Origin of the sequence: Rhizobium sp. 62_C5_N11_2 (assembly GCF_051811185.1) — a bacterium.
GTDB lineage: Bacteria > Pseudomonadota > Alphaproteobacteria > Rhizobiales > Rhizobiaceae > Rhizobium > Rhizobium leguminosarum.
The window spans coordinates 415,120-440,497 of the sequence record NZ_JBPWPW010000002.1 but is presented as its reverse complement, the minus strand read 5'-3'; the positions used below and the strand labels follow the sequence as shown (position 1 = coordinate 440,497).

The following is a 25,378-nucleotide window of genomic DNA, read 5'->3' as shown; positions in this document are numbered from 1 at the left end:
CGATCGTATCCTCGCCAATGTAGCCCATACCGGCGCAATCGCCAAAGACGGCACCTATGCAGGACGGGCGAGCGTGCGCCTGCCCGACGGCCTCCAGGGAAGTTTCTTTCTGTTCGTCGTCACGGACGCGCAGGCGCAAGTCTATGAACGCCAGGCGACCGAAAACAATATTGGCCGATCGCTATCGACGATTGCCGTGTCGTCAACGCCGGTGGCCGACCTCGCCGTGACAAGCGTCAGCGCGCCGGCAGCGGGCGTGCCCGGCGAGCGGCAGAGGATCGAATGGACGGTCCGCAACGATGGTGAAGGCGACGCCCGCTCGCCATGGACCGACCAGGTCTATCTCTCCAAGACCGGAACCTTGTCGGACGCCATCTTGATTGGCGAACTGCGGCGCAATTTCGATCTCGCCCGCGGCGCAAGCTACACCGCAGCGATCGAGGCGACCCTTCCCGATGCCACAGATGGCGGCTATCGCATTCTGGTCGTCGCGGACGCTGGGCACGAGGTCTACGAGATCGAGAGGGAGGACAACAATGCGGGCAGCTCCGCATTCACGCTCACCCATCCTGACCTTGTTGTTTCAAACGTTCAGGCCCCAGCCGCGATCGTTTCGGGAAGCATGATCCAGGTCCGCTGGAATGTGCGCAACGCCGGCACTGGACCGGCACTCGGCAATTGGACCGACACTCTCTACCTCTCCACTGGCGAGACCTTGAATGCGGATGCGATCAAGCTTGCCGAGATAAGCCATGCCGGCGGGCTGGGCATCTCGCAGCAGTATGACGGTGAAGCCACAGTCCTGGTGCCGCTTTCCGCTGCAGGCACCTACCGACTGGTGGTGGTCACGGATCTGCAGAATCTCGTGCGTGAACCCGAGGCCGAGAGCAATAACAGCGCGAGCAGCCCGCTCAGTGTCACGCTCGCGCCATTTGCCGACCTTTCGGTCAGCAATGTCACGGCGCCCACCCTGACAGTCGGTGATCCGGCGCGCATCACGGTCGGTTGGACGGTCACCAACCGCGGTACAGGCATCGGGCAGAGGCTGTCCTGGCATGACGCGATCATCGCGTCGCAGGATGATATTCTCGGCAACAGCGATGATGTGGTTCTGGCCGAGTTTGCGCATGACGGAGCTCTTGCGGTCGGTGATCACTATGACCGCAGCGAGGTGATCGTCCTGCCGGGCGACCTGTCGCAACGCTATACGCTCTTCGTGCGCACCGACGCCCGCTCAGCGGTGTTCGAGAACGGATCGGAAGCCGACAATGCGGCCACGCCGGGACATCCCGTCGACATCGTGCCCATTCCCTATGCCGACCTGACCGTCACGGGCGTGGAAGTTGAGCCCACGGCAACGAGCGGAGGCAGGCTCAAGGTGAGCTGGACTGTCAAGAACCAGGGCATCGGCGTCACGGACAATGACCAGTGGGTCGACACGATCACATTGATTGATAATACGGGCAACGAGATCGCCGAGGCACGCTTCGTCCATCTCGGTGTCCTTGCGAAGGATGCCAGCTACCCGAGGTCGGCGGAGATCGTCCTGCCGAACGGGCTTTCGGGCCCTTACAGGGTCGTTGCCCGGACGGGCGGTGTCTACGAGTTCGTCTACACCGCAAACAACGAGAAGACATCCAATATTGTCGATATCGCGCTTTCTCCGAGCCCAGACCTGACGATTACCGAGATCAAGGTCCCGGAACTCGCTGTCGAAGGCGACATGATCGACATCTCCTGGACGGTTTCCAATACTGGCCCAGGGGTGGCAAAGGGGACCTGGAGCGACCGCATCGTGCTACGTCCGCTGTCGGCCGCAGACCTGCCCGACATCCAGGTCGGAACCTTTGCCTATAGCGGTGAACTTGGCTCGGGTCAGTCCTACACACGGACAGAGCGTTTCCGCCTCCCGGACAAGATCGAAGGCAGCTACCGCGCCTTCATCGTGACCAACGCGCTGGTCCCCACTGCCGACGATGCGACCATCCCCGAGCCGACATATTTCCTCTACGAAAACGGCGCGGCTGCGACGAACAACAGCACGGGCGACGATGGCACCATAAGGGTTCAGCTCAAGCCGAGGGCCGACCTGCAGGTGGATGCTGCGATCGTTCCAGCGCGCGTGCCGGCGGGGGCAACAGCCTCCATTCAATTCACGATCATCAACCAGGGGACCGTGCCGACGGCGGGCCGGTGGAAGGATCAGGTCTATCTATCCCTGGATAACAAGATCGACGCCGGCGACATGCTGGTTGGCACCTACGACAATGGGCTGGCGCTTGATCCGGGCGGCCGCTACACGACAAGCACAGGACCGATCGAAATCCCGATCCGTTTCCGGCGCGACGCTTATCTGATCGTCCGCACCGATGCGACGGACCAGGTCGAGGAATATCCGAACGACGCAAACAACGAGCGCGCCTTTGCGTTTTTTGTCGAACCAAAGCCACTTTCGGACCTCGTGACAGGTGGCGTTGTCGCTCCGGTCCAGGCCGTCGCCGGTTCGGAAATCGAGGTGCGATTCACAGTCACCAACAATGGCTCGGCAACGACCGACAAGGCCAGCTGGTTCGATACGGTTTGGCTGACCAAGGATCGCACCCGCCCGAACCCGTCGAAGAATGGCGGCATCCTGCTGGGCACAGTGGCGCATACGGGCGCGCTGCCCGTCGGGCAAGGCTACGATCAGATCATCAAGGTCAAGCTCCCCGATGATCTTGCATCCGGCCTCTACTTCATCACGCCCTGGAGCGATGCCTACGACGTTGTCCTCGAGGACACGCTCGCCAACAACACCAATCCCGACGATCCCTTCGAATTCGACAACAACAATTACAAGGCACGCCAGATCCAGGTCTTCGGCCCCGAGACGGTTGCGAAGCGGCCCGACCTCAAAGTGATATCGCTCGAAGGACCGGCGCAGATCGATGCCGGCGGCCAGTATACCGTCAAATGGACGGTCGGGAACGCCGGTCCGGGCGATACCGGCGAAGTGAGCTGGAGCGAGCGGGTCTGGATTTCGGACCGCCCGACGCTCGGCGAGACGGGCGCCAAGGAATGGCTGCTGGAAACGTTCGAGCGCAGCGGAGGACTGGCGGTCGGCGCAACGGCAACGTCCGAACGCACCTACAATCTGTCTCCCGCCATCCAGGGCATGTATCTGATCGTCGACGTCGATGCCCGTTATCCCGACGGCACCGGCCGCATCGCAGAGACGAACGAACTCAACAACAGCGCCGTCACCTCCTCAAAGATCACGCGCAATCCAGCCGATCTGAAGGTCACGCGGATCGAAGTGCCGGCAGAGAATTTCTCAGGAGAGAAGACGACCATCAAATGGACCGTCATGAATGAGGGTGCAGATGTCTGGCCGGACACCGCCTATTGGATCGATTCCGTCTGGTTTTCGCGCGATCCGGTCTGGAACCCGAACCTCCAGAATGGCTCCGGCGCCAATACACCGCCGCGCGCAGAGTTACTGACGACCTATGTCCACAGCAACGTAAGCGGGTTGCGTTCGGGTGCAAGCTACAGTGAAAGTGCGGAGGTTGTCCTGCCGCCCGGCACAGAGGGACCCTACTATATCTATGTGTTGACCGATGCGACGCCCGCAGGAACAGCCGTCAGTCAAGAGTTCGATGAGGCAAAGGCCGGTGATGACCAGGTGCGGCGCCATTATCTCGAATCAGTGTTCGAAGGGACTAATAATACCAATAACATTGCGCGGCAGGACATTGCCGTCACCTATCGCGAACCGGACCTGAAGGTCAGCAACCTCTTTATCCCTGCTTCGGCGATCTCAGGCGCTACGATCAGAATTTCCTGGCAGGTCGAAAATGCCGGGACGCGGGAAACCCGGCAGGGTGAATGGATCGATCGTGTTTTCCTGTCACGCGACGGCTCGCTCGACACCGGTGACTACGAGCTGGGCTCGTTCGCGCGGAGAGGCAAGCTTAGCATCGGCGCCAGTTACAGCGCGTTCCTGGACGTTAACCTGCCGGAGTTCATCGAGGGCAGTTTCCACATCATCGTCGAAACCGACGCCCGGTCCGCGCAGGCTTTTTCACTCGCGTTTCCAAGCACGATCGCACCCGACCTGCCAGGCCTCATGCCGGTCGGCGGGTCCGTCCCCGAGTTTCAGGGCGAAGGCAATAACGCCACCGGAAAGCCGCTCCTGATCGATCTTCGAGACCCGCCCGACCTGACGGTCTCAGCGGTTTCAGCTCCTGAACATGTCACCGTCGGACAGGCCTTCACGGTGACGTTCACGGTCGAAAACGCCGGTCGGGGTGACGTGCGCGCCTCCCAGAGTCAATGGTCGGACCTCGTCTATCTCTCCCGCGACCAGCATCTGGACCTGGAGAGCGATCTCTTCATCGCAGCTTTCGACCATTCCGGCGGCCTTCCTGCCGGCCAGCACTATACGCTCTCGAAAGAGCTCAAGGCACCGGCCGGTCTCGAGGGCCCATATTATGTGTTTGTCGTCACCGATCCGACGAGCGCCACGGGTCGAAGCGCGGTATTCGAGGGCAAGCTTGAAACCAACAATGCAAGGGCCAGTGCCCAGCCGGTCATCTTCGAGCTGCCGCCGCCATCGGATCTGGTCGTCGACAGCAATGTCGCGACACCGTCGGCCGCGAAGGCGGGAGACGCACTGGCGATCAGCTGGAGCGTTCGCAACCAGGGCTCCAATCCGGCGCAAGGATCCTGGACGGACGCCGTCTATCTGTCCGAGGATGGGGCATGGGATATCAACGACCGGCTTCTCGGGCGCGTGACGTTCACGGGATCGCTTCTAACGAACGATACCTATACGTCGAGCCTCACGGCTGCATTGCCCGCAAGCAAGGTCGGGCAATACCGGCTGATCGTCCGCACGGACATCTACAACGAACTCTATGAAGGGCCCTTCAACGCGGCCGCCGAAAAGAACAACACCGCACCCTCCCTCAATGCATTGTCCGTCACCGTTGATGAAATGCATGTCGGCGTGCCTTTGCAGACGACGCTCAGCACAGATCAGGTGCGCGTCTTCCGCGTCGTCGTTCCGCAAGGAGAAACCCTGAAGGTCCGATTGACCGGATCCGATCCTAACGCGTCGAACGAACTGTTCATTCGCTACGGCGACGTGCCGACCGGCAGCCTCTTCGATGCCATGTACCAGGATCCGTTGCGTGCCGACCAGACGGCAGTCATCGCGTCGACCAAAGCCGGCGAATACTATGTCGTGGTTCGTGGCCATAGCGAGCCGCAGAATGACACGGCGGTCACGCTGCTCGCCGAGATCGCACCCTTCGCGATCAGCCGCGTCGAGGTCGACAGAGGCGGTGACAGCCGCTGGGTCACCTTTGACGTCTACGGCGCCAAATTCTCGAAGGACGCCATCGTAAAATTGGTTCGGCCCGGCATCGCCGAATTCGAACCCGCGCGCTATGAGATCATCGATTCAACCCATATCAGGGCGACCTTCGATTTCACCGCCGCTCCACATGGGCTTTACGACGTCAAGGTCATCAATCCTGACGGATCAACGGCGATCGAGCCCTATCGCTATCTGATCGAGCGGGCTCTCGAGCCAGATGTCACCATCGGGCTCGGTGGGCCCCGCGTGCTGCTAGCAGGCGATACAGGGACCTATGGAATCTCGTTCCAGTCACTGACCAATGTCGACACCCCCTATGTGTACTTCACCTATGGCATTCCGGAACTGCAGACGAACGCCGTTATATACAATCTTCCCTATGTGACGTTCCAGACCAACCTGCGCGGCGGCACCCAGCCCGCCGATGGTGAGGACGTGCCGTGGGCAAACCTGGAGTCGCAGGCCAACGTCACGGGCACGACCCTGGCGCCAGGCTATGTCTACAACATGCCGGCCGGCTCCTTCACCGGTCTCAGCTTCAATGTGGCGACCTATCCGGGATTGCGCGAGATGCATGATCGCGCCTGGGACGCCTTTAAGGAGCGGGTCTATAGCGCAATGCCCGAGTTGCAAGGGAAGCTCGACGCCGGTCCCCATACCCTCGATATTCTGTATCAGGGGCTCTACGACCTCTACATGAAGCTTGGCGCCATTCCGGACGAATGCCGGGAGTTTTTCATCCCCTTCCAGTTCAACGTCGTGGCCGCGGCAACACCAATGACACGCGACGAGTTCATAGCGCAGCAGAAGCATGATGCGGCGGACCTTAGAACGAAGATCCTTGCCGATCGAACCGCCAATGCGGCCCTGCTCAATCTCGCTGGCGACGCAAAGGCGTGGGAGACCGGTTATCTTGCGGCGCTCGAGCTTGCCGGCATACTGCGTCCAGTAGACCAGGCTCCGCCGATCGTCCAGGATCCGACCGTCCAGAGCCTGCTGTCGCTCTTGTCCACCGGCGTTCTGTTTGGCGCGGCCGGCAACGAAATCCGCAGCGACGGCAACCTGGTCTCGTTTTTCGAGCAGATCCACACATGGTACGGCGACGAGCCTGGCACGCTTGCCGCGATCGACCATTGGGATAAGCGTGAGAACGATTGTTACACGCTCGAAATCCCGGTCCCGGCGCTGTCGAACTATTCCGACTTCGACCTTGGCCTTTCGCAAAGGACCTATTTCGAAAACTTCAATGTCTTCGTGCCCTGGATTCGCTTCGACCAGCGAGGAGCAGGCGGTAGCACGATCGCCTTGCCGGACTTCGGCTCGGTGGCCGGTTCGAACGAACTCACACCGCTTGATTTTTCCCGCTATTACCAGCAGGCGGCAGCCGTCGGCGAACTGGCGACCATTGTCGGCCCGCAAGGGGTCGGCGACAAGCAGTTTCTGCCTGCGGACGTGGCCCTTCCCTATTCGATCCGCTTCGAAAATCCGCAGAACGCCGCGGCCCATCCCGGCGAGATTACCATCGTCACCAAACTCGATCCCAATCTCGATCCCTACTCGTTCCGTCTCGGCGACCTGAAGATCGGCGATATCAGCGTCCATATCCCGGACAACCGGTCCCTTTTCCAGGGAGATTTCGACTTCACCCGTTCGAAGGGTTTCATCCTGCGGGTGTCCGCAGGCATCGATATTGGCGCTGCGACGGCGAAATGGGTGCTGCAGGCGATCGACCCCGAAACCGGAGAGGTGATCCAGGATATGTCGCGCGGGCTCCTGCCCGCCAACAATGCGCAGGGCGCGGGACTGGGCTCGGTCAGCTATTCTGTCCGCCCCAAGGACGACCTGGCCACCGGCACGACGATTGCGGCCCAGGCCCGGGTTCTGTTCAACACGATGGCGCCGCAGGAGACGGTGAAGCTTGTCCAGACCCTGGATGCCGCCGGCCCACAGACGGCGCTGACGGCAAAGCTCATCCAAGGAGCCAATTACGAGGTGCGCTGGAGCGCAAGTGACGAGGCCGGCGGGTCCGGCGTCAAGCACGTCACCGTCTATGTCGCTGAAGATGGCGGGGACTTCCAGATCTGGCAGCGCCAGACAACGGGGTCGTTCGCGATTTTCCAGGGGCGCGAGGGCCACGCTTACGAGTTCCTGGCGCTCGCAACCGACAATGCCGGCAATACCGAAAAGCCGCCTCTTGGCGTGCTGGCACCCGACGACGGGTCCGGACCCGACCTTGGTGCTCTGCCTGACGTCGGGAACACAAGCGAGGATCTCGGCGAAGCGCCGGCACCGTCCCCGACCCCGTCGACGAACCCGCTCTTCCTCGAGGCCCAGCAGGCCATTCCGGCGCCGGCGCCGATTGCAAATCCCTCCGAATTCGGGACAGCAATCCGGCCCTTCAGTGCGCAGGTCTTTGCATCGAACATCCCCCAGAGCCACGCCGGCATAGGCGCGCTCGCCATCGTCGTTGCCCCGGACGGCAGCATCTTTGCAAGCGGGGGCGCAAATCGGGGCTCTATCTACAAGTTCAGCCGCACGGGGGGCGAGGCCGGGCAGCCGATTGCAATCCTCAATGAACCGGTCTTCGACCTCGCCTTCGATGAAGAGGGCCAGCTCTGGGCAACGACTGGCGGCGGCGCGCTGCTGCTCCTCGATGCTTCGACGGGAGCCATCCAGGCTCGCTTCGGCGACGGCATCACCCAGGCACTGGCAATCGACCCGGCGACCGGCAAGATCTATGTCTCGTCGGGACGCGGGATCGAAATCTTCGATCCCGTCAAGCACACGTTCACGGCGTTCAGCGCGGTGCGTGTCGACGATCTCGCCTTCGGGCCGGACGGCAAGCTTTGGGGCACCACCTGGCCAGACCGCGGCGACGTCGTTACTTTCAATCAGAAGGGACGCGCCACCCGGATCCTGTCTCTTTCAACCGAAGTGGATTCGATTGCCTTTGGCAAGACGGGAACGACGCTCGAAGGGCTTCTGTTCATTTCGAACAATCTCGCCGACGGCCAGACATCCGGTTCGAGGCTGATTGCGGTCGATCTGGCCACGTTGCAGCAGGTCACGATCGCGTTGAACGGCAGCTGGGGCGAGACAGTCGCCACCACCTCCGACGGCCGGATTCTCGTCGCCCAATCCCAGCAGATCGACGTCATCAGCCCGATCGTCGCGCCCAAAGTGGTGTTCACGAACCCGGCGGACGGCTCTGCTGTCCCCCTGCCCTTTGCGGAGATTGCGGTCACCTTCGACCAGGACATGTTGTCAGGAGACGGCACGGACGCCGGTTCCGTCCTCAATCTTGCCAACTATACTTTGACGAAAGCGCTGGGCGGCACCGTCGTGATCAAGAGTGCAGGCTACGATGTCGCCACACGCACCGTTCATCTCTCGATCAACCCTCTCGACTTCGGGGATTACGCGCTGAGCGTCGGCGCGCACGTCAAGAGCATTCAAGGTAGCGAACTCGGCACCGCCTTCGAAAGCGAGTTCACCGCCATCAGCGACCTGTCGGCACTGCTGTCGATCGAGTTTGGTACGGTCAGATCCAGCCGGGCTGACGGCACGGTCTCCTACGACGTCAGGATCACCAATATCAGTGATGCGGACATCCTGGCGCCGCTCACGCTCGTCCTTGATCCATCGCAATATTTCCAGGGCCAGCCGATCGGCGCGTCGCTCCAGGCCGGCGGGCTCTGGTTCATCAATCTCGGCGAGGCCTTGACGAATGGGCGCCTGCCGCCCGGCGCGTCGACCACGATCCAGACGGTCACGATCGGCAACGCCCAGCTGCAGCATCTGTCGATCGGGCATGGCGTCTTTGCGGTGCCCGCCGCCAACCGCGCCCCAATCATCTCCTCGGTACCAGTGACGACAGCGACCGCCGGTCAGGCCTATTCCTATCAACTGGCAGCAGCCGATCCCGATGCAAATCCCTTCACCTATCTGCTCCTCGACGGACCGGACGGAATGAGCCTAGACAGTGCCGGCCTGCTGACCTGGTCGCCAACGGCAGCCAGCCCCGCCCAGGTCAGCGTCGTGCTGCGCGCCTATGACAATCGCGGCAGCTATGCAACGCAGGCCTTTGCGATCCTGGTCGCCGGCGGCAATGAGACGCCGGTCGTCCAGGAACTTCCGGCCGAAATCCGCCTGCGTGAAGGCGAGGCTTTTGCGCTGGCTCTGAACGCATTTGATCCGGATGGTGACGGCCTGCATTATTTTGCCGACCGGCTCCCTCCGGGCGCGGTGCTGAATGCCGAGACAGGCCTTTTGCAATGGACGCCGGGCTGGAACCAGGCCGGCACCTATGACGGCGTGGTCTTCGGCGTGACCGATGGCGTCAATACCGTCTTGCGCAGTTTCACACTGCTGGTCGAGCCGGGCAACCAGGCGCCGACCTTCGCTCCGGTCGTCGACCGCACTATGCGCGAAGGCGATCCGATCCGCATTCGCCTGCGTGCCGACGATGCAGAGGGCGACGCGCTGACCTTCTCCAGCGCCCTTCTCCCTGGCGGCGCCTTCCTCGATCCGGCGACCGGCGCCTTCGAATGGACGCCGAGCTTCACGCAGGCCGGCACCTATATCATACCCTTCAGCGTCAGCGACGGGACGAACACCACCGAGATCACCACGACCTTTACCGTTGTCAATGCCAATGGAGCCCCCGTCTTCGACGAGCTCGGACCGTTCCGCCTGCTCGAAAATCAACCGCTGGCCTTCCGCGCCTTCGCCTTCGATCCGGACAATCCGGGATTCGTGCCGCAGGATCGCAAGACCGACGGCAGCCTGACGCCTCTCGACGGAGCCGCACCGACCGTCAGCTACGCCATCGAGGGTCTGCCGCAAGGCGCAAGCTTCGATGCGGTGACCGGTCTCTTCAGCTGGACACCCGGTTATGCCCAGGCCGGGCGCTACACCTTACGCCTGACGGCGACCGACAGCGGTGACGGCCTGGCGCCGGCTATCTCCGTGCGCAATATCATTGTCGATGTCGTCAATGCCAATCGTGCACCGGTCGTGCCGACGCCGGTCAACCAGAGCGTCAATCGCGGCGATATTCTCGAAATCCCGATCGACGTATCGGACCCCGACGGAGACCCGTTGACCTGGTCGGTCTATCTCAGCCGCCAGCCGACGGCAGGCGGACTGGCAGTCGATACGACCCCGGTGGAACTGACGACAGCCGGAGGCCTGGCAACCTTCGTCAAGACCGCGGCAAACCACGGTGTCATCCGCTTTACGCCCGGCGACCACGACCGCGGCAACTATCTCGTCACTATTCGGGCAACCGACGACGGCGGCGTCGAGGGCAAGGCCGATATCCGAACAACAGTGGCAAGTTTCATAACCTCCGTCGTCGCACCCAACGAGAGACCATTGTTCGACGTCATCGGCGACAAGGTCGCCGTCGCCGGCCAGACGCTCAGCTTCGTCATCAGGGCGCGCGATCCCGATCAGGCGGGCCTTATCTTCTCGGGCACCAACATGCCTGCCGGCATGTCGATCACGCCGCTTGCCACCTATGGCACGGCCAGGGTCGACTGGACGCCGTCGGCCGGCGACATCGGCGAACGCACAGTCACGTTCCGGATCACCGACGACGGCAATGGCGGCGCCTATGCGCCACTGTTTGATGAGCAGGCGATCCGGCTCGTCGTGCGCAGCGCCAATGCCGCCCCCGTGCTGCTGCCCGTCGGGAGCCAATCACTGACCGAAGGCAGCGCCTTCAGCCTGCAACTCAAGGCCATCGATCCAGACAATGACGCGATCACCTTCTCCGTGACCAACCTGCCGGGCGGAGCATCGTTCGACGCCAAGACAGGCCTCCTGTTATGGACCCCGAACTATCTTGCCGCCGGTGACTATGCGGGGATTGTGATCACCGCCTCCGACGGCAACAAATCGAGTTCGGAGACGATCACGTTCAAGGTCGAAAACGTCAATCGTGCGCCTGAACTGGTGCCAATGTTCCCGCAGGCCGGCCGCGAAGGCGCCGAGATGGCGTTTTCAATTCTGTCGGGCGATATCGACCAGGATCCGGCTGTCTATTCCGTCCTGTCTCCCCTGCCGCAAGGCGCCCGCTTCGATCGCAAGACCGGCAAGTTCACCTGGACGCCGGGTTACAGCCAGGCCGGAGACTACACGATCCGCTTCGGCGCCACCGACCCGTCGGGCGCGCTTTCGACCCTTGATCTCGAGATCAGCATTGCAGACACTAACCGCCCGCCGGTGCTCAAGGTCTCCGACCACCAGGTCGTGCTCGGCAGCGAACTCGTCTTCCATCTTTCGGGTTCCGATCCAGACAGCCAGAACACGCTGACCTATGCCGCGTCCGGTCTCCCCGAAGGCGCAACCCTCAATGCGGCGACCGGCGAGATCCGCTGGACGCCGGGACCCGGCCAGGCCGGCGACTATCTCGTGCTTGCAAGCCTGTCCGACGGGCAGACGAGCGTGATGGAGCCGGTTGTCCTGCGCGCAACGACGATGCCAGACCTGCCTCGTATCGTCATCGAACAGACGCCGAGCTTCCCGGCCGTTCCGGGCCAGGACATCCTCGTGCATGTGATCGCCACCGGATTTGCCGACATCACCAAGCTCGAGCTGCGTCACAACGGACAATTGCTCGCGATCGACAGCCAGGGGCGTGCGCGTATCACGGCAGGCCTGCCCGGGCAGAGCGAGATCGTCGCAACCGCAACCGATGCCGACGGCCTCGTTGGGACCCGCACGTCCATTCTCCGAGTGCGCGATCCGGCTGACATGGTTGCGCCCCAGGTTTCGTTCGGCGCCACGATCGCCGGCAAGCGGTTTGACAGCAAGGCAGATATTCTCGGTTCCATCGTCGATACGAACCTCGACAGCTGGCGCCTCGAGATCGCAGAATTCGGGACCGCCAACTGGCGAAGCATCGCGGATGGAAGCGGCCCGCTTGCCAATTCCGCGCTTGCCCAGCTCGATCCTGCACAGTTTTCAAATGGCACCTACAGCCTGAGGCTCACCGCGGTCGACATCGCCGGCCGCACAGCGCGCGTCGAAACGCAGATCGAAATCAACAGCGTCAAACCGTTGCCCCGAGCCGAGACCGACCTCACCATCACGCTGTCCGGCCACCAGGTCGCGCTGACGCGCGTCTATGATCCGCTGGGACGCAACGAGGCCGGCAGTTTCGGGAATGGCTGGCATCTCGCACTGAAGGACGTGCGCGTCGATACCGACGTGGCGCCTGCAAGCCAGCAGAGTCCCGGTCCTGCCGCCGCGTTCCGCAACGGAACGCGCGTCTATGTCACGCTGCCGACCGGCGAACGCGTGGGCTTCACCTTCGAGGCCGAGGAGCATCGCATCCCCGGCCTCACATATTATACGCCATCCTTCCGCGCCGATGCCGGCGTGGCTTTTAGCCTGCGGGTGGCTAACAGCGAACTCTCGCGCGTCGGTGACCGCTTCTATGATTTGGCAAGCGGGCGGCCCTTCAACCCATCCGGACTCGACGGTCGCGACGACTTCGAACTCACCGGCCCCGACGGAACGGTCTACGCCGTCGATGGTGCCGCCGGCGTGACCTCGATCGAGTTCGCGGATAGCGTGCGACTGAACGTCGCCGATAGCGGCATCTTTGCCGCCGACGGCCAGGGCATCGCCTTCACCGGCGGCGAACACGGCATTACGCGTGCGGTCACGACCGACGGGCGCTCGTTCGCCTATCTTTACGATGGCGAGGGCAACCTGACGCTCGTCCGTGACCTGATCGGGGCGACGTCGAGAACCTATGGCTACAATGCCGATCATCGGCTTGTGCTGATAGGCGGCACCGGCACCCCCGGCGTCGTGATCGACGCATCAGGAACGTCCCTTCCCGTCACCGCCGACCTCGGTGTTGCGACCGGCTATCTTGCCGGCGCCCATTCCGGCGTTCTCGCGCCAGGCGGCACCGACCGTCTGACCTTCAACATCCGTCCGTCCGAACTCGATGCGACCGACGGCGGCTCCCTCTATCTCGGCGTCCTCCTGAAACCGAGCGCCGGCGGCGGAGCTGCATTCGCCCTGCCGGAGCTGCAGGGGGCCACTTTGGTCGCCAGCCGCACCGATGCCGCCGGCGCCTTCGCGCTCTACAAGATCGACCAGGCCGGCCTCAAACTTCTCAGCATCCGCGGTGCGAATGCCCAGAGCGCGGGTGCCTACACCCTGGAACTCTTCGTTGCCGGCGATGCCAACCGCGACGGCAAGGTCGACGGAACCGATGCCGCCCTCGCCTTCGCAGCCAAGGGGACGACGGCCGGACAGGCAGGCTATGTCGCGAGCGCCGACGCCAACCAGGACGGCAGGATCGACAGCGCCGATACCCAGCTGCTCTTTCAGAATCTCGGATACCGCCCGAACCAGCGTCCGCTTGTCATCGCCGGCAGTTTCAAAACGCACGAGGATCTCGAACTTGTCGCTTCCGTCGGCAATCTCATCGACGATCCAGAGAATGATGCGACTTTCGTGCGCTTGCTCGGCGCAACACACGGCACGGCCCATATGGCCTCGGATGGGAAGTCAATCCTCTTTACGCCAGAGACAGGTTTTGCAGGCCAGGCAAGCTTCACCATTGTTGCCGACGACGGCTATCAAAGCTCGGCCCCTGTCACGATTGCTATCAATGTGTCGGATGCCGCGCTACTGAAACTCGCCTTCCAGGCACCCCAGCCCCGCATAAACGTCGGCGAGCGTTTGGCACTGCAATGGCTGGGTGACTTCGCCGATGAAACAGGCGTACTACTGCCCGCGTCGTATCTGAACGTGTTCACGACCAGTCCGACCGCAGGTGTCTTGAACGGCTCTCTGGTCGGCAAGGCTAGCGGCTCTGGGACGATCGTAGCATCGCGAAGCGGACTGACGGCAGCAACAGCCTATATGGTCGGAAGTGTTGAGACCTATGACGACTACCTGCTATCTTCGTTCGGCGCCGACATCTATCCGGACTCAGTAACGCTCTCAGCGAACGGCGGTACTAGGCAGATCAAGCTGTTCACTGACCCGCAAGACGCAAGCTCAAATGTCGCCGCTGCAACGCATGGTACCCGCTATTTCGTCGACAAGCCCGGCATCGTCGAGGTTTCGGCCGATGGTCTCATACGGGCCCTTGCTGCCGGCGAGGTTACCATCACCGCAACCTACAAGATGGCAGAAGCCAAGATCTCCGTCAAAGTCATGGCGGCACAAGTTGGGGCGACCTTGGTTGGGCACGAAGGCGCTGTGATCGAGAGTACAGAGGGGCATCAGATTGCAATTGCATCCGGGTCACTCAATCGCGAGATAACTGTAGCGCTTTCTGGAATTTCCCGCCAAAGCCTGCCTATTCCTGTCCTGCCCCAGGATCAGGGCTATGATTTCGGTGCCGCATTTGTCCTGGACATGCAGGGTGCGGTCTTGAATGAACCGGCTCAGCTTGCGATCCCGACCGGGCTGGCAGCAGGGCGCGAGGTTCGGTTTTATCGGTTGACGGACTTTGCAACCGCGCAGGGCGTCCAGCAGGGCTGGCTTGAGGTCGATAGTGGGTTTGTTGACGAGAACGGTTTCGCTCGTACCGCGTCTCCGATCTGGAGCGGCATCGAATTCGGCGGTACCTACATGGCCGCCGCAATTGATCCTACAATGATAGGTACGGTTGTGGCCGACCTCGGCGCCTCGTTCGGCGTTGTTCAGCAATACATCTATACGCAGGTTGGCGACGTTCTGGTCGGAGCCGCTGGCAAACTGGTGCCAATTTCACTATCGAGCGGCAACAAGGCAATCACGGCCGCCGCACGAGCACTGGACGGAAACCTGATTACGACGACAATTAATGTGCAAGTGGTTCCGGGGGCAGTCAACACCGTAGGCACCAACTTCAACATCGACATCGATCCGGATGACGACTTCTATCATACTCCTACCATTACCTCTGCACGCGTCGAACTCGCGGACAAGGGAAATGGAATGGAGTCCTGGCTGGTTCTAAAAGGGGATCGCTTCGTCTGGAATGAGCCGGGCGCTCCGGAACTTGCCGGTGCATCACTCGACCATCTTCGGGTACTCTTCGGCTATGCCGATGAACTGGAAGTGCGCGACATCATTCTGGGCAGAGAGGCTGAAGAATTCATCTCGATCAGCGAAGGCATGCTGGTCCGTCCGACGCGGATGGAGAACGGCGAACTCTGGGTGCGGGTCCCGCCAACCATGGCTCTGGGTTCAACGCCATTCCAGGTGGCCCGCCTCAATTATGTGCTCACGAATGAGGAACTCACCGGACCTCGCTCGAGCTACGCGCAAGACAGCGGTTTGTCGGGCTCCTTCTGGGACGCAACGACTGTCTATTCGGATTGGCAGCTTCTTGAGCCCCAGGTCCAGAATGTCTTCGTCGCTGTGCCAGGTGGTACGTACGAAAATGGCACCGCGGATCAGTTGGCCGTCATTCGTCCGACGGGCGAAGGAGACAACGTTCTTCCACAATTGATTGCTCGAATCCCGCTCGGTCGTCTCGATGATAGCGGAAAGCCCATCGCCGGAAACAATGTGATGCCGAATCGGGTCGCAATCACGGGCGACAACGCCCGCGCCTATGTCACGCTACGCAGCGGTGGTATCGCGGTTGTCGATACGATGCAATTGCGTCAGATAGACGTGCTTCCCGACAATCCATCGAAGCCGTCCACCGATGGCGTTAACTCCATCACGCTCGTCAACGCACCCGGGGCCGCACCGTGGGATATCGCCATCGATCCAACGGACAGATGGGCTTATGTGAGCGATATGAATCGCGGAGCGATCTATGTCATCGACATTGATCCCAGGTCAGCGACCTACAACCAGCATGTAGGGACCATCGTCGTCGAAGACGTCAGCAGCGAAACTGGAAGTGGCATTCAGCATTTTGGGCTGCGGGACCTCAAGCTCACCCCGGATGGGCGTCAGCTCGTGGTCGCCGCTCCGAACCGCTTTCTGACTGGCACCAGTACCGCAACAGCGCCAGGTAAGCTGGTCATAGTGGACTTGCCCGATGTGGCAGCTCTCGTCGCAGCGGCCGGTGAGGTCGGTCGCGTCTTCTCGCAGGGACGATACACCGAGCTAAGCGCGCCGGGTCTCCAGGAGCTGTTTGCGGTCCGAACGGTGAGTGGACCAAATGGGGAGCAGCTTATTGCAGTGACGAACCGGTCCTCTGACGGCACCGGCCTGGTGCTTTTGAAGAAGGATGGAAACATCTGGAAGCTTCAGGGGCAGGTTCCAATCACCCTCGAGTCACCGTTCGCTCCGGACAATGCCGATAGTTTCGACGTCAACAATGCGAGCGATGTCGTCTTCACCAGCGATCTTCGCTACGGCTTCGTCTACGGCTACAATCGCTTTATTCAAGGCGACCCATCCCACGATCCGGACGCCAATCCTCTTGAGCCCGCCGGCAGCAACATCGGTATCATTCGCGATCCCTTTGCCCTCTTTCCGACCATGACAGGGCCTAAGGGACTGGTAGCCGCAACGCGAATGATCCCCTACTCTTTCGGCAGCAGCGTTGCGCTGTCGGCCGACGGCAAGTATCTGTACGGAACCTATACAGGCAACGGTGCGGTTCTGGGCTTCGATGTCCCGGCACTCTTAGCGCAACTCGAACAGTCCCTGAAAAGCCCCGTCGGGGGCCGCTTGCCGACCTATAACTGGGCAATAGACGACCTGGAGCCAACCGCTGTCCTATTTGACCCATTTACTGGTGTGCGGACCGGCGTGAACACGCAGATAGATACAAGGGCGGATCTCGCCGTGTGGTCCGGCGTGCTGCGCGCCTCCGCGTCGGACAGCAAAAACGGGCCGATCCTGCTGGGCGGGACGCCGAAAGGAATGGCAATTCAGGATTGGGCGCTTTTTACGTCGGCTTGGAATAGAATTGATTTCACCGATATCCAAAGCTTGACGCCCTCCCAGCGAACCGCAATTCAGCGCGGCGCTGATCTGTATAACTGGCAGGACGGCAACGACGAGGTTACAATCTCTCTGGAGCCCATTAATGCGGGCGGAATGTTCAACTTTTCCAACACCATCGACGGCGGAAATGGCTACGACACGTTAATACTTCCAGGATCACCGGATGATTACAAAATAAACGTCGAATATGGAGAAACCTGGAATGACACGCTGACTACCATTGTAAAATCAGCGACGTCAAATCGACCTGAAGTAAAAATTCAAACAAAGAATATTGAAAAAATTGCTTACAGCGAGCCGTTACAAACTATCATTGCTCTTCCGGACGGAATTGACTCCGAACTTTCCAGACTATTGGTTGAAAGTTATGGGCCTGCGCGGGATAAATTCGCTCCTCGAGATCCTTTAGCCACTGAAGCGACAGAAGACGAACTCGAAAAGCTGGTTCTCGGACCGGCAAGAAATGCTGTCGTTCGCGGCTGGCATGCGGTTTCCGCAGCGGAGCTTGGGCTCCTGCCTGCTGATTACGGCATTGGCAATATAAGATATTCACTCGTCGGCGGGCATTATCAGGCTGCTTTTCGCTCGGATCTCGAAAATAGCCAGCAGCTTGACTCGTATTTGGGGACGAGACTTGAAGAGCAAGTTCCCGAGGCAAATGCACTTTTGCTGGGTGGAAACATCAATGGCACTGAAACTCTCGCAATTGTCTTCCGTGGCTCAGATCAAACGAGCGACTTTCTTGACTACCTTGATTTCAAGACTCACTACGAAAAATTTGAACCACTAGTATCGGCCATTAAGAAATATTTGAATGACAACCCTGATGTGAACATTTTGGTAGCAGGACATAGCTTGGGCGCAGCTATGGTTCACTACCTGCTTAGTGATCTTCCAAGCTCAATGTACAACGTTATGGCAATTTCTATTGGCTCTCCTGGCGCCGAAATAAACACTAGAGATAATCGCATAACGACAATAAACCACAAATTGGACCCTGTTCCATTTTTAGGACTTCTGTCACCAATTGCGTCAAACGTCGTTGGCCATGACGATCCAAGCGTATATTTGCTAAAGAGTGCCCTGTCTTCAGCAGGACATGAGGGGATAATTCCATTCCTCATGCCAAAGTTCAATTTTACTACCAAGATAACGATCGATGCCGACCTCGGACTTATCGACTACCCGAAATCAATCTTTGGTCCTCAACACAACGAGACGTACTATCTGCAAGATATAGTCAAAATATCTTCATTCGCGATGGACGCCAACAGCCACAGCCCCTTCTCAACAAGCTCCTTCGGCAAATCATTAAAAGAAGGACAGATATACTCTGGAGATTCTATTGATATTACCACTTCCTCAAAAATAAAATTTCAGTCTGGATTTGCGTTTGGAGATCAGAATAACAACACAATATCTCTTGAAAGCTTAGGACTTTCGCCCCCCACTCTTCCCCTCGGATCACCAATTGTGATCGATGGCGGAGGAGGAAGCGATATACTGAACGTTATCGCGGCTCCGAACAATGTTGGTGCGGTGGCGAGAAGGGAGACGGCAGATGGATGGGAGATAGTCTATTTTGGATGGACTTGGGCATCTGTCTACAACGTAGAAAAATTTCTCCTGAACGGGGAATATGAGATACCCGTGTTGGAAACAGCACTACGTGCGGAGCTTTCACCCGATTTGACTCTACCGGATGTTTCGACTGAAGCTCCCGATGCCTCCGATAACGTAGCGACCGCAATAGATACCTGGGAATACACCGGCTATCTCAGCGCCGATTCAGCTTTACGCCCTTCTATTGTAAGGGATCTTCTTCCCGGCCGCCTTGCCCAAACATCAGGCAACTCCATAACCTTCGACACCAATGCCGCTAGCCTCGGCTGGTTCGTCGATCCGACCCCCGAGGACAACAGCGAGTTCGAGGCAACAGCTGATCCAAACCTCTTCCTCGCCAAACCCGGCACTGAAGCAGCCAAGCACATCGATCTGCTGACCGTCGCCATTCATGAGATCGGTCACGTCCTCGGCCTCGGCCACTCGTCGGCACCCGACAGCGTGATGGGAGCAACCCTTCCGGTCGGCGTCAGGCGCCTCCCGTCGGCTGCTGACATCGCGGCACTAAAAGCTGCTCTCACTGCAGCTCCAGAAGCGGTCGCAAATGCGATCGAGGCCGAATATCACCTCAGTGCGCTTCTCGCCGAGCTGGTTGGCCCAGCCAACACGGAACCCAAAGCCCTTGTCAACGGGTCGTTCGCCGAAGCTGATGCTCCCTCGCCTGATTTCGGCTGGACGCTAACCGGCTCGGCTGCGATCCAGTCGGGCGCTTTGACCCTGACGGAGGGCGATCGCGCGGGAGCGCGGGCGACACAGGAATTCACTGTCCCCCAGAGCGCACGGGCAATACGCTTTACCTTGAAAAGCGCTAGTTTCACCGCAAACCAGGCCAACCCTGGCGACTCCTTTGAGTTTGCTCTGATCGGCGCCGATGGAAAACCCATTTCGGCCAACAGCCTCTCGAAGAGCGATGCGAGCCTCAACATCCAGTCTGACGGGACCGTCTTTGCCTCCTCGCGCATTCGTTTGACCGGCGTTGACCAGAATGGTCGAGTGCCTGCCGACGGCCCCGTCACGGTCGAGTTCGACCTCACGGGAATCGCGACAGACACCCCCCTGAAACTCTACTTCGACCTGATCGGTTTCGGGACGGTCGCCAGTGAGATCGTTATTGACGACGTCGAGTTCGTCACTGGCAACGCCCCGGAAAACCACTCCCCTGTTGCGACAGACGACGCGGCTACCGTGGCTGAAGATAGCAGTATCGCGATCCCGGTTCTTGTCAACGACACGGATGCAGACGGCAACAGCCTGACGCCGTTGCTCGTCACAGGGCCGGCGAATGGGACACTGACACTGGGTGCAGGCGGCACCTTCACCTATGTGCCAAAGGACAATTTCTTCGGCGCCGACAGCTTCACCTATCGGGTCAGCGACGGGATTGCCGTGAGCAACGTCGCAACCGTGACGCTGACCGTCACGCCGGTCAACGATGCGCCGCTCGCCGAAGATGTGAGCGCACATGCGATGGAGGACGGCCCGGCGGTAATCGTGGCGCCAGTCTTCACCGATATCGATGCGGGTGATGTCCACACTCTCAGCCTTGGTACAGCCAGCACGAAGGGCAGCGTCTCCCTCAACGCTGACGGCACCTTCACCTATGATCCGAACGAAGCCTTCGAAACGCTCAAGATGGGCGCCGTCGCCACCGACAGCTTCCACTATACGGTCACCGACCAAGGCGGCCTCTCCTCGACCCGAGTGGTGACGATCGCGATAACCGGGCAGAATGACTCGCCGCTCGCGGTCAACGATGTCGCGGAGATTGATGAGGATAGTATTCTCTCGGTCACCCTGCCGGACAGTGTGCTTGCCAATGATCTCGACGTCGATACCGGCGACGGCAAGGCCGTCGTCGCCGTCAACGGCATTGCCGTTGCAGTCGGCCAGCCGGTCACGCTGACCTCGGGCGCCAGGCTGACCCTGAACGCCGACGGCACCTTTGCCTATGATTCCAATGATGCTTTCGAGGTCCTCGACGACGGCCAGTCCGCAATCGACAGCTTCGCCTATACGATGGCTGATGCCGCCGGTGCCCAATCGACGGCACGGGTCACGATCACGATCCGCGGCCGCAACGACGCGCCGGTTGCAGTCGACGATGCGGCAATGGTCGCCAGGAACGGATCGAAGGCCATTGCCATCCTCGCCAACGATAGCGACGCCGAAGGTTCGGCGCTCGCAGTCACGATAATGAGCGCCCCCGCCTCGGGAACGGTGATCGTCAATCCGGATGGCACCGTAACCTATGCCGCATCCGCGAATTTCACAGGAAGCGACAGTTTCTCCTACCGCGTCAGCGACGGAACGGCTGTCAGCAACATTGCGACCGTCCGCATCGAAGTCACGTCGACAAACGGCGCGCCGGTCGTTGTGGCTGCGATCGCCGACCAGGCCTCGCCGGAAGACACCGCGTGGACCTTCGCCCTTCCTGCGTCTGTATTCAGCGACCCGGACGGCGATGCTCTCAGCTTTGCGGCATCGCTTTCAAATGGAGACCCGCTCCCGGCCTGGCTTTCATTTGACCCCGTTACCAGGGCCTTCTCGGGCACGCCGCCCCTCAATTTCAACGGGTTCCTGGACATCAGGGTGACGGCAAGCGACGGCGAGTTCTCAGCCTTCGACGAATTCAGGCTCACTATCACACCGGTGAACGACGCGCCCGTCGCGCAGGCTCTCTCCGGCGAGGTATCGGAAGACGGCCCACCCGTCCTGGTGACGCCCTCCTATTCCGATGTCGATCCCGGCGAGAGCCTCGTCGTCAACATCGATACGACTGGAACGAAAGGAATGGTCACGCTGAATGCCGACGGGACCTTCGGCTATGACCCGAACCGTGCCTTCGAACATCTTGCAGAGGGTGCAAAGGCACAGGATGTCTTCAGATACACCGTCCGCGATGCCGTAGGTGCCGCCTCCACCGCAATGGTGACGGTAACGATCAACGGCCGCAACGATGCTCCTCAAGCCGCCGATGACGGTGCTTCGACGGACCAGAACACCGCCCTCGCAGTGTCGGCCCAAAACGGGGTTCTCTCCAATGACAAGGACCCCGACGACGGCGATGCGCTGAACGTCGTTGCCGTCGACGGTTCCGGCCAGGCCGTCGGCCAGACGATCGTCCTGGTCTCGGGTGCGCGGCTGAAAATGGCAGCCGATGGCAGCTATACCTACGATCCGAATGGCGCCTTTGCCGCCCTTGCCGCCGGCGGAATCGCGACCGACAGCTTCACCTATTCGGTCAAGGATCGTTCCAGCACGATGTCGACCGCACGCGTGACGATCACGATCAAGGGGCTGAACGACGGGCCGATATTCGGGCCCCTTCCAGACCTCAGCGTCAAGGAGGGCGATACGATTGCCTTCATGCCGACAGTGAGCGACCCCGACCATGGAGAGAGGTTCGCCTATTCGCTGGTTACCGGGCCGGACGGCGCCACGGTCGACGCCGTGACTGGCGCATTCCGCTGGGCGGCGCGCGACGGCAACGCCACCCATGCCGTCACGCTTCGGGTTATCGACTCGAAGGGCGCGGCCAGTGAGAAAAGCTTCTCCATCCAAGTCGCCGACGTCGCGCCCGTTATCACGATTGCGGGCCCGGCCCGCGCGATCGTGGGTGAGCAGTATACGATCGCGCTTGCCGCATCTGATCCCGGGCAAGACACGATCCGTTCCTGGACGATCGACTGGGGTGACGGCCTCATCGAAACGCTGAATGAAAGCCCGTCCAATGCGACGCATGTCTATCGCAGGGCCGGCACCTTCTCCGTTGGCGCCAGTGTCGTCAACGAAGACGGAACGTTCAAGGCGCCAACGGTGCTGAAGGTCACGACAGAGGCGGACTGGCTGGTGGTCGAACGCTTCACGCCGACCATCTCCGGGTTTGAGGTGCGCTTCAACCATGCCTTCGACCTGTCGACGTTCAACCTCTATCCCGGAGAAGGCAAGACGCTTGGTCCCGCCGATGTTCAGTTGATCGGGCAAAGGTCCGGGACCATCGATGGCTCCATCGTCGTCGATGCGGACGGCGCGGGCTTTGTTTTCATCCAGACCGGCGGCCTGGATTACTCCTGCGACCCATCCGGGCCATTGCAGGAAGATTGCTATCGCGTCGTGTTGCGCAGCGGCGCCAACGCTTTGCACGACGGCTACGGCAACCTCGACGGCAATCATGACGGTACGCCCGGCGACAATTTCATCGCTACCTTCGAAGTCAAGCGGGAAAAGGCGACCGGCTTCATCAGCCTCAGCGACTTCATGCGCGGTCCGGGTCAGATCATCGACATCCTGGGACGCAAAATGGGCCTCCCGGTCACGTTCAGCAGTGTCGGCGGCGTGAAATCCCTCGTTTTCGCGATCGACTACGATCCGGCGCTGTTGACGATCACCGGTGCCACCTCTGGAACCGACCTGCCGAAGGGCTCGAAACTTACTTTTAGCGACCAGCCAAAGGCGGATGGAACGAGGCAGGCCCGTGTCACGATCTCGACGACAAAGGCTCTCAAGAGCGGTTCGCTTGAGATCGTCTCGCTGACGGCCTACGTGCCGGTCACAGCCTTCTACGGAGAAGCGCAGCTCCTGCATGTGACGGTCGAAAGCGTCAACAGCTCGCAGGGCAAGGTGATTGGCGACGACGCACTGCAAGTCGTAGGCTATATCGGCGACGCAAACAGGGATGCGACCTACACCAAAGCCGACGTGAAGCTCATCTCGGGCGAAGCAGCAAACCGAGGGCGCGGATTTGCCGCCTGGCCATTGATCAATCCGCTGACCATCGCCGATTTCGATCTCAGCGGGACGATCACGAAATCCGATGCGACTACGCTGCAGCTGGAGATCGATGGCTGTGATCAGCGCGAGATTCCGGCAATCCCCGGCAAAGTGAAGGTGCAGTTTCCGAGCGTCGACACAATACGACTGACATCCCTGGAACAGCGCTCCGTTCGAGACGATGTTTCAGCCAAGATTCCTGCACCCGCAGTGCCAGATGCCAGCCCATCGGGGCAACTCAGTGCGGTCGAGATCGTCGCTTCAACACCCCCGCAACAATTAGCTGCGACCGTCGGCACCGAGGTCAGTTCTGCCATCAAGGCGGCATCGCCGCATACCGACGAGCTTTCGCTCCCGGATGCCGCAGGCGCGATGCCCGGCTGGAGCCTGTTTGGCGGCGGAGGCTCGCCCTCTTCAGACGCAGGTGGCCCGCAAATCAAGCTGAATGCGCCGATGTCGGCACCAGCACCCGGAAGCACGCCGCCCGTGGCAGATCCGAAATGGGCCTTTCCTTTCGTTGTGAACGCGCTTGCGGCTCACAATCCGAACGCGGGGATCAGAATTGCGTCGACCTCGGAACAGGACAGGAGGCGAATATGAACAGTCTGGCGAAGAACCCGACACCTTTCGGGACAAATCACAATTGGGATCGTCCCCGGCGGGATCTCGAAATCGAGCTGCACCACCGGATCGTCTTGAGCCCGTTCGCCGCAAAGCGCCTCAGGGACCTCATGACGAAACTCATCGACGAGCACGAGAGGCGCTATGGAGAATTGCACTAGATACAGATCTTCGCGCATTTCCGGCTTGGCGATGGCGGCATCGCTGGCGCTGCCCGCCGTTAGTGTTGTACCAGACCCAGCTCTGGCGCAGGACGAAGCGCCCTTCAACGCGTCGTGTCTCATCGAGGCGAGTGCGCAGGCCAAGCTCGGCGCCTCGGTATCGGGACTTGTCAAAAACGTCTATGTTGACCGCGGCAGCCATGTGAAAACCGGTCAGATCGTTGCCGAGCTTGATGCCGACGTCGAGCGCGCAGCGCTTGCTGTCGCCCGTGCCCGCGCCGAAAACGACCACGAAATCCGCTCCACCACGTCCCGGCTCGAATTTCTCTCCAGGAAGACACAACGCCTGACCCGGCTTGCCAAGGCAGCCGCAGCGCCGGAGGAGAGCCGTGACGAAACCGATACGGATCTTAAGCTTTCGGTGCAGGCGGTGCGCGAGGCCGAACTTAACCTCCAAATGGCGCAACTTGAGGCCGCGCGGTCCGAAACGCTTGTCGAGCAGCGCATCATTCGCAGCCCCTTCGACGGGATTGTCGTTGAACGGTCGCTATCGCCTGGCGAGTATCTTCACGATCAGGCGCATGTCCTCAGCATTCTTCGCGTGGATCCACTTTACGTGGAAGTCTATCTGCCGCTGGAGCACTTCGGCCACGTGCAGCTCGGCGATCTCGCTGAGGTAACTCCGAAGGAAGTGGCTGGACAGTTCGTTGCCAGCGTCTTGCTGGTCGACCCCTTCATCGATGCAGCGAGCGCGACCTTCGGCGTCAGGTTGAAGCTCGACAACCCCGATGGGAAGATACCGGCCGGACTTCAATGCACCGTGAAGTTTCATGCCCGCCCTGCCGCCGAGGGGTCGGAGGGCAATGGCGCCGCCTATGTCAATGTGATGCGAGAAACGATGGAATGA

At 60.5% G+C, this 25,378-nt stretch carries 3 protein-coding genes (1 of these 3 cut by a window edge); all 3 read left to right on the top strand.

Annotated elements, in window-relative coordinates; all coding sequences use genetic code 11:
• Tightly spaced (each overlapping or abutting the next), the 3 genes in view from AB8B31_RS25590 to AB8B31_RS25580 form a layout consistent with a single transcriptional unit that may run on beyond the window.
• Positions 1-24,289: the 3' portion of an Ig-like domain-containing protein gene (locus AB8B31_RS25590; protein ID WP_439007589.1), read on the top strand. Its footprint begins 3,734 nt before the window's first position; 24,289 of the gene's 28,023 nt are visible here — the last part of the coding sequence; its start codon lies beyond the left edge, outside the window; its stop codon occupies positions 24,287-24,289.
• Positions 24,286-24,471, top strand: coding sequence for a DUF3467 domain-containing protein (locus tag AB8B31_RS25585; RefSeq protein ID WP_439007555.1), 186 nt, complete (start codon positions 24,286-24,288; stop codon positions 24,469-24,471). Before AB8B31_RS25590 ends, AB8B31_RS25585 begins: the two co-directional genes overlap by 4 nt.
• Positions 24,455-25,378 carry an efflux RND transporter periplasmic adaptor subunit gene (locus AB8B31_RS25580; RefSeq protein WP_439007554.1) on the top strand — a complete coding sequence of 308 codons (924 nt, stop codon included), beginning with the start codon at positions 24,455-24,457 and terminating at the stop codon, positions 25,376-25,378. The genes AB8B31_RS25585 and AB8B31_RS25580 overlap by 17 nt, the downstream gene beginning before the upstream one ends.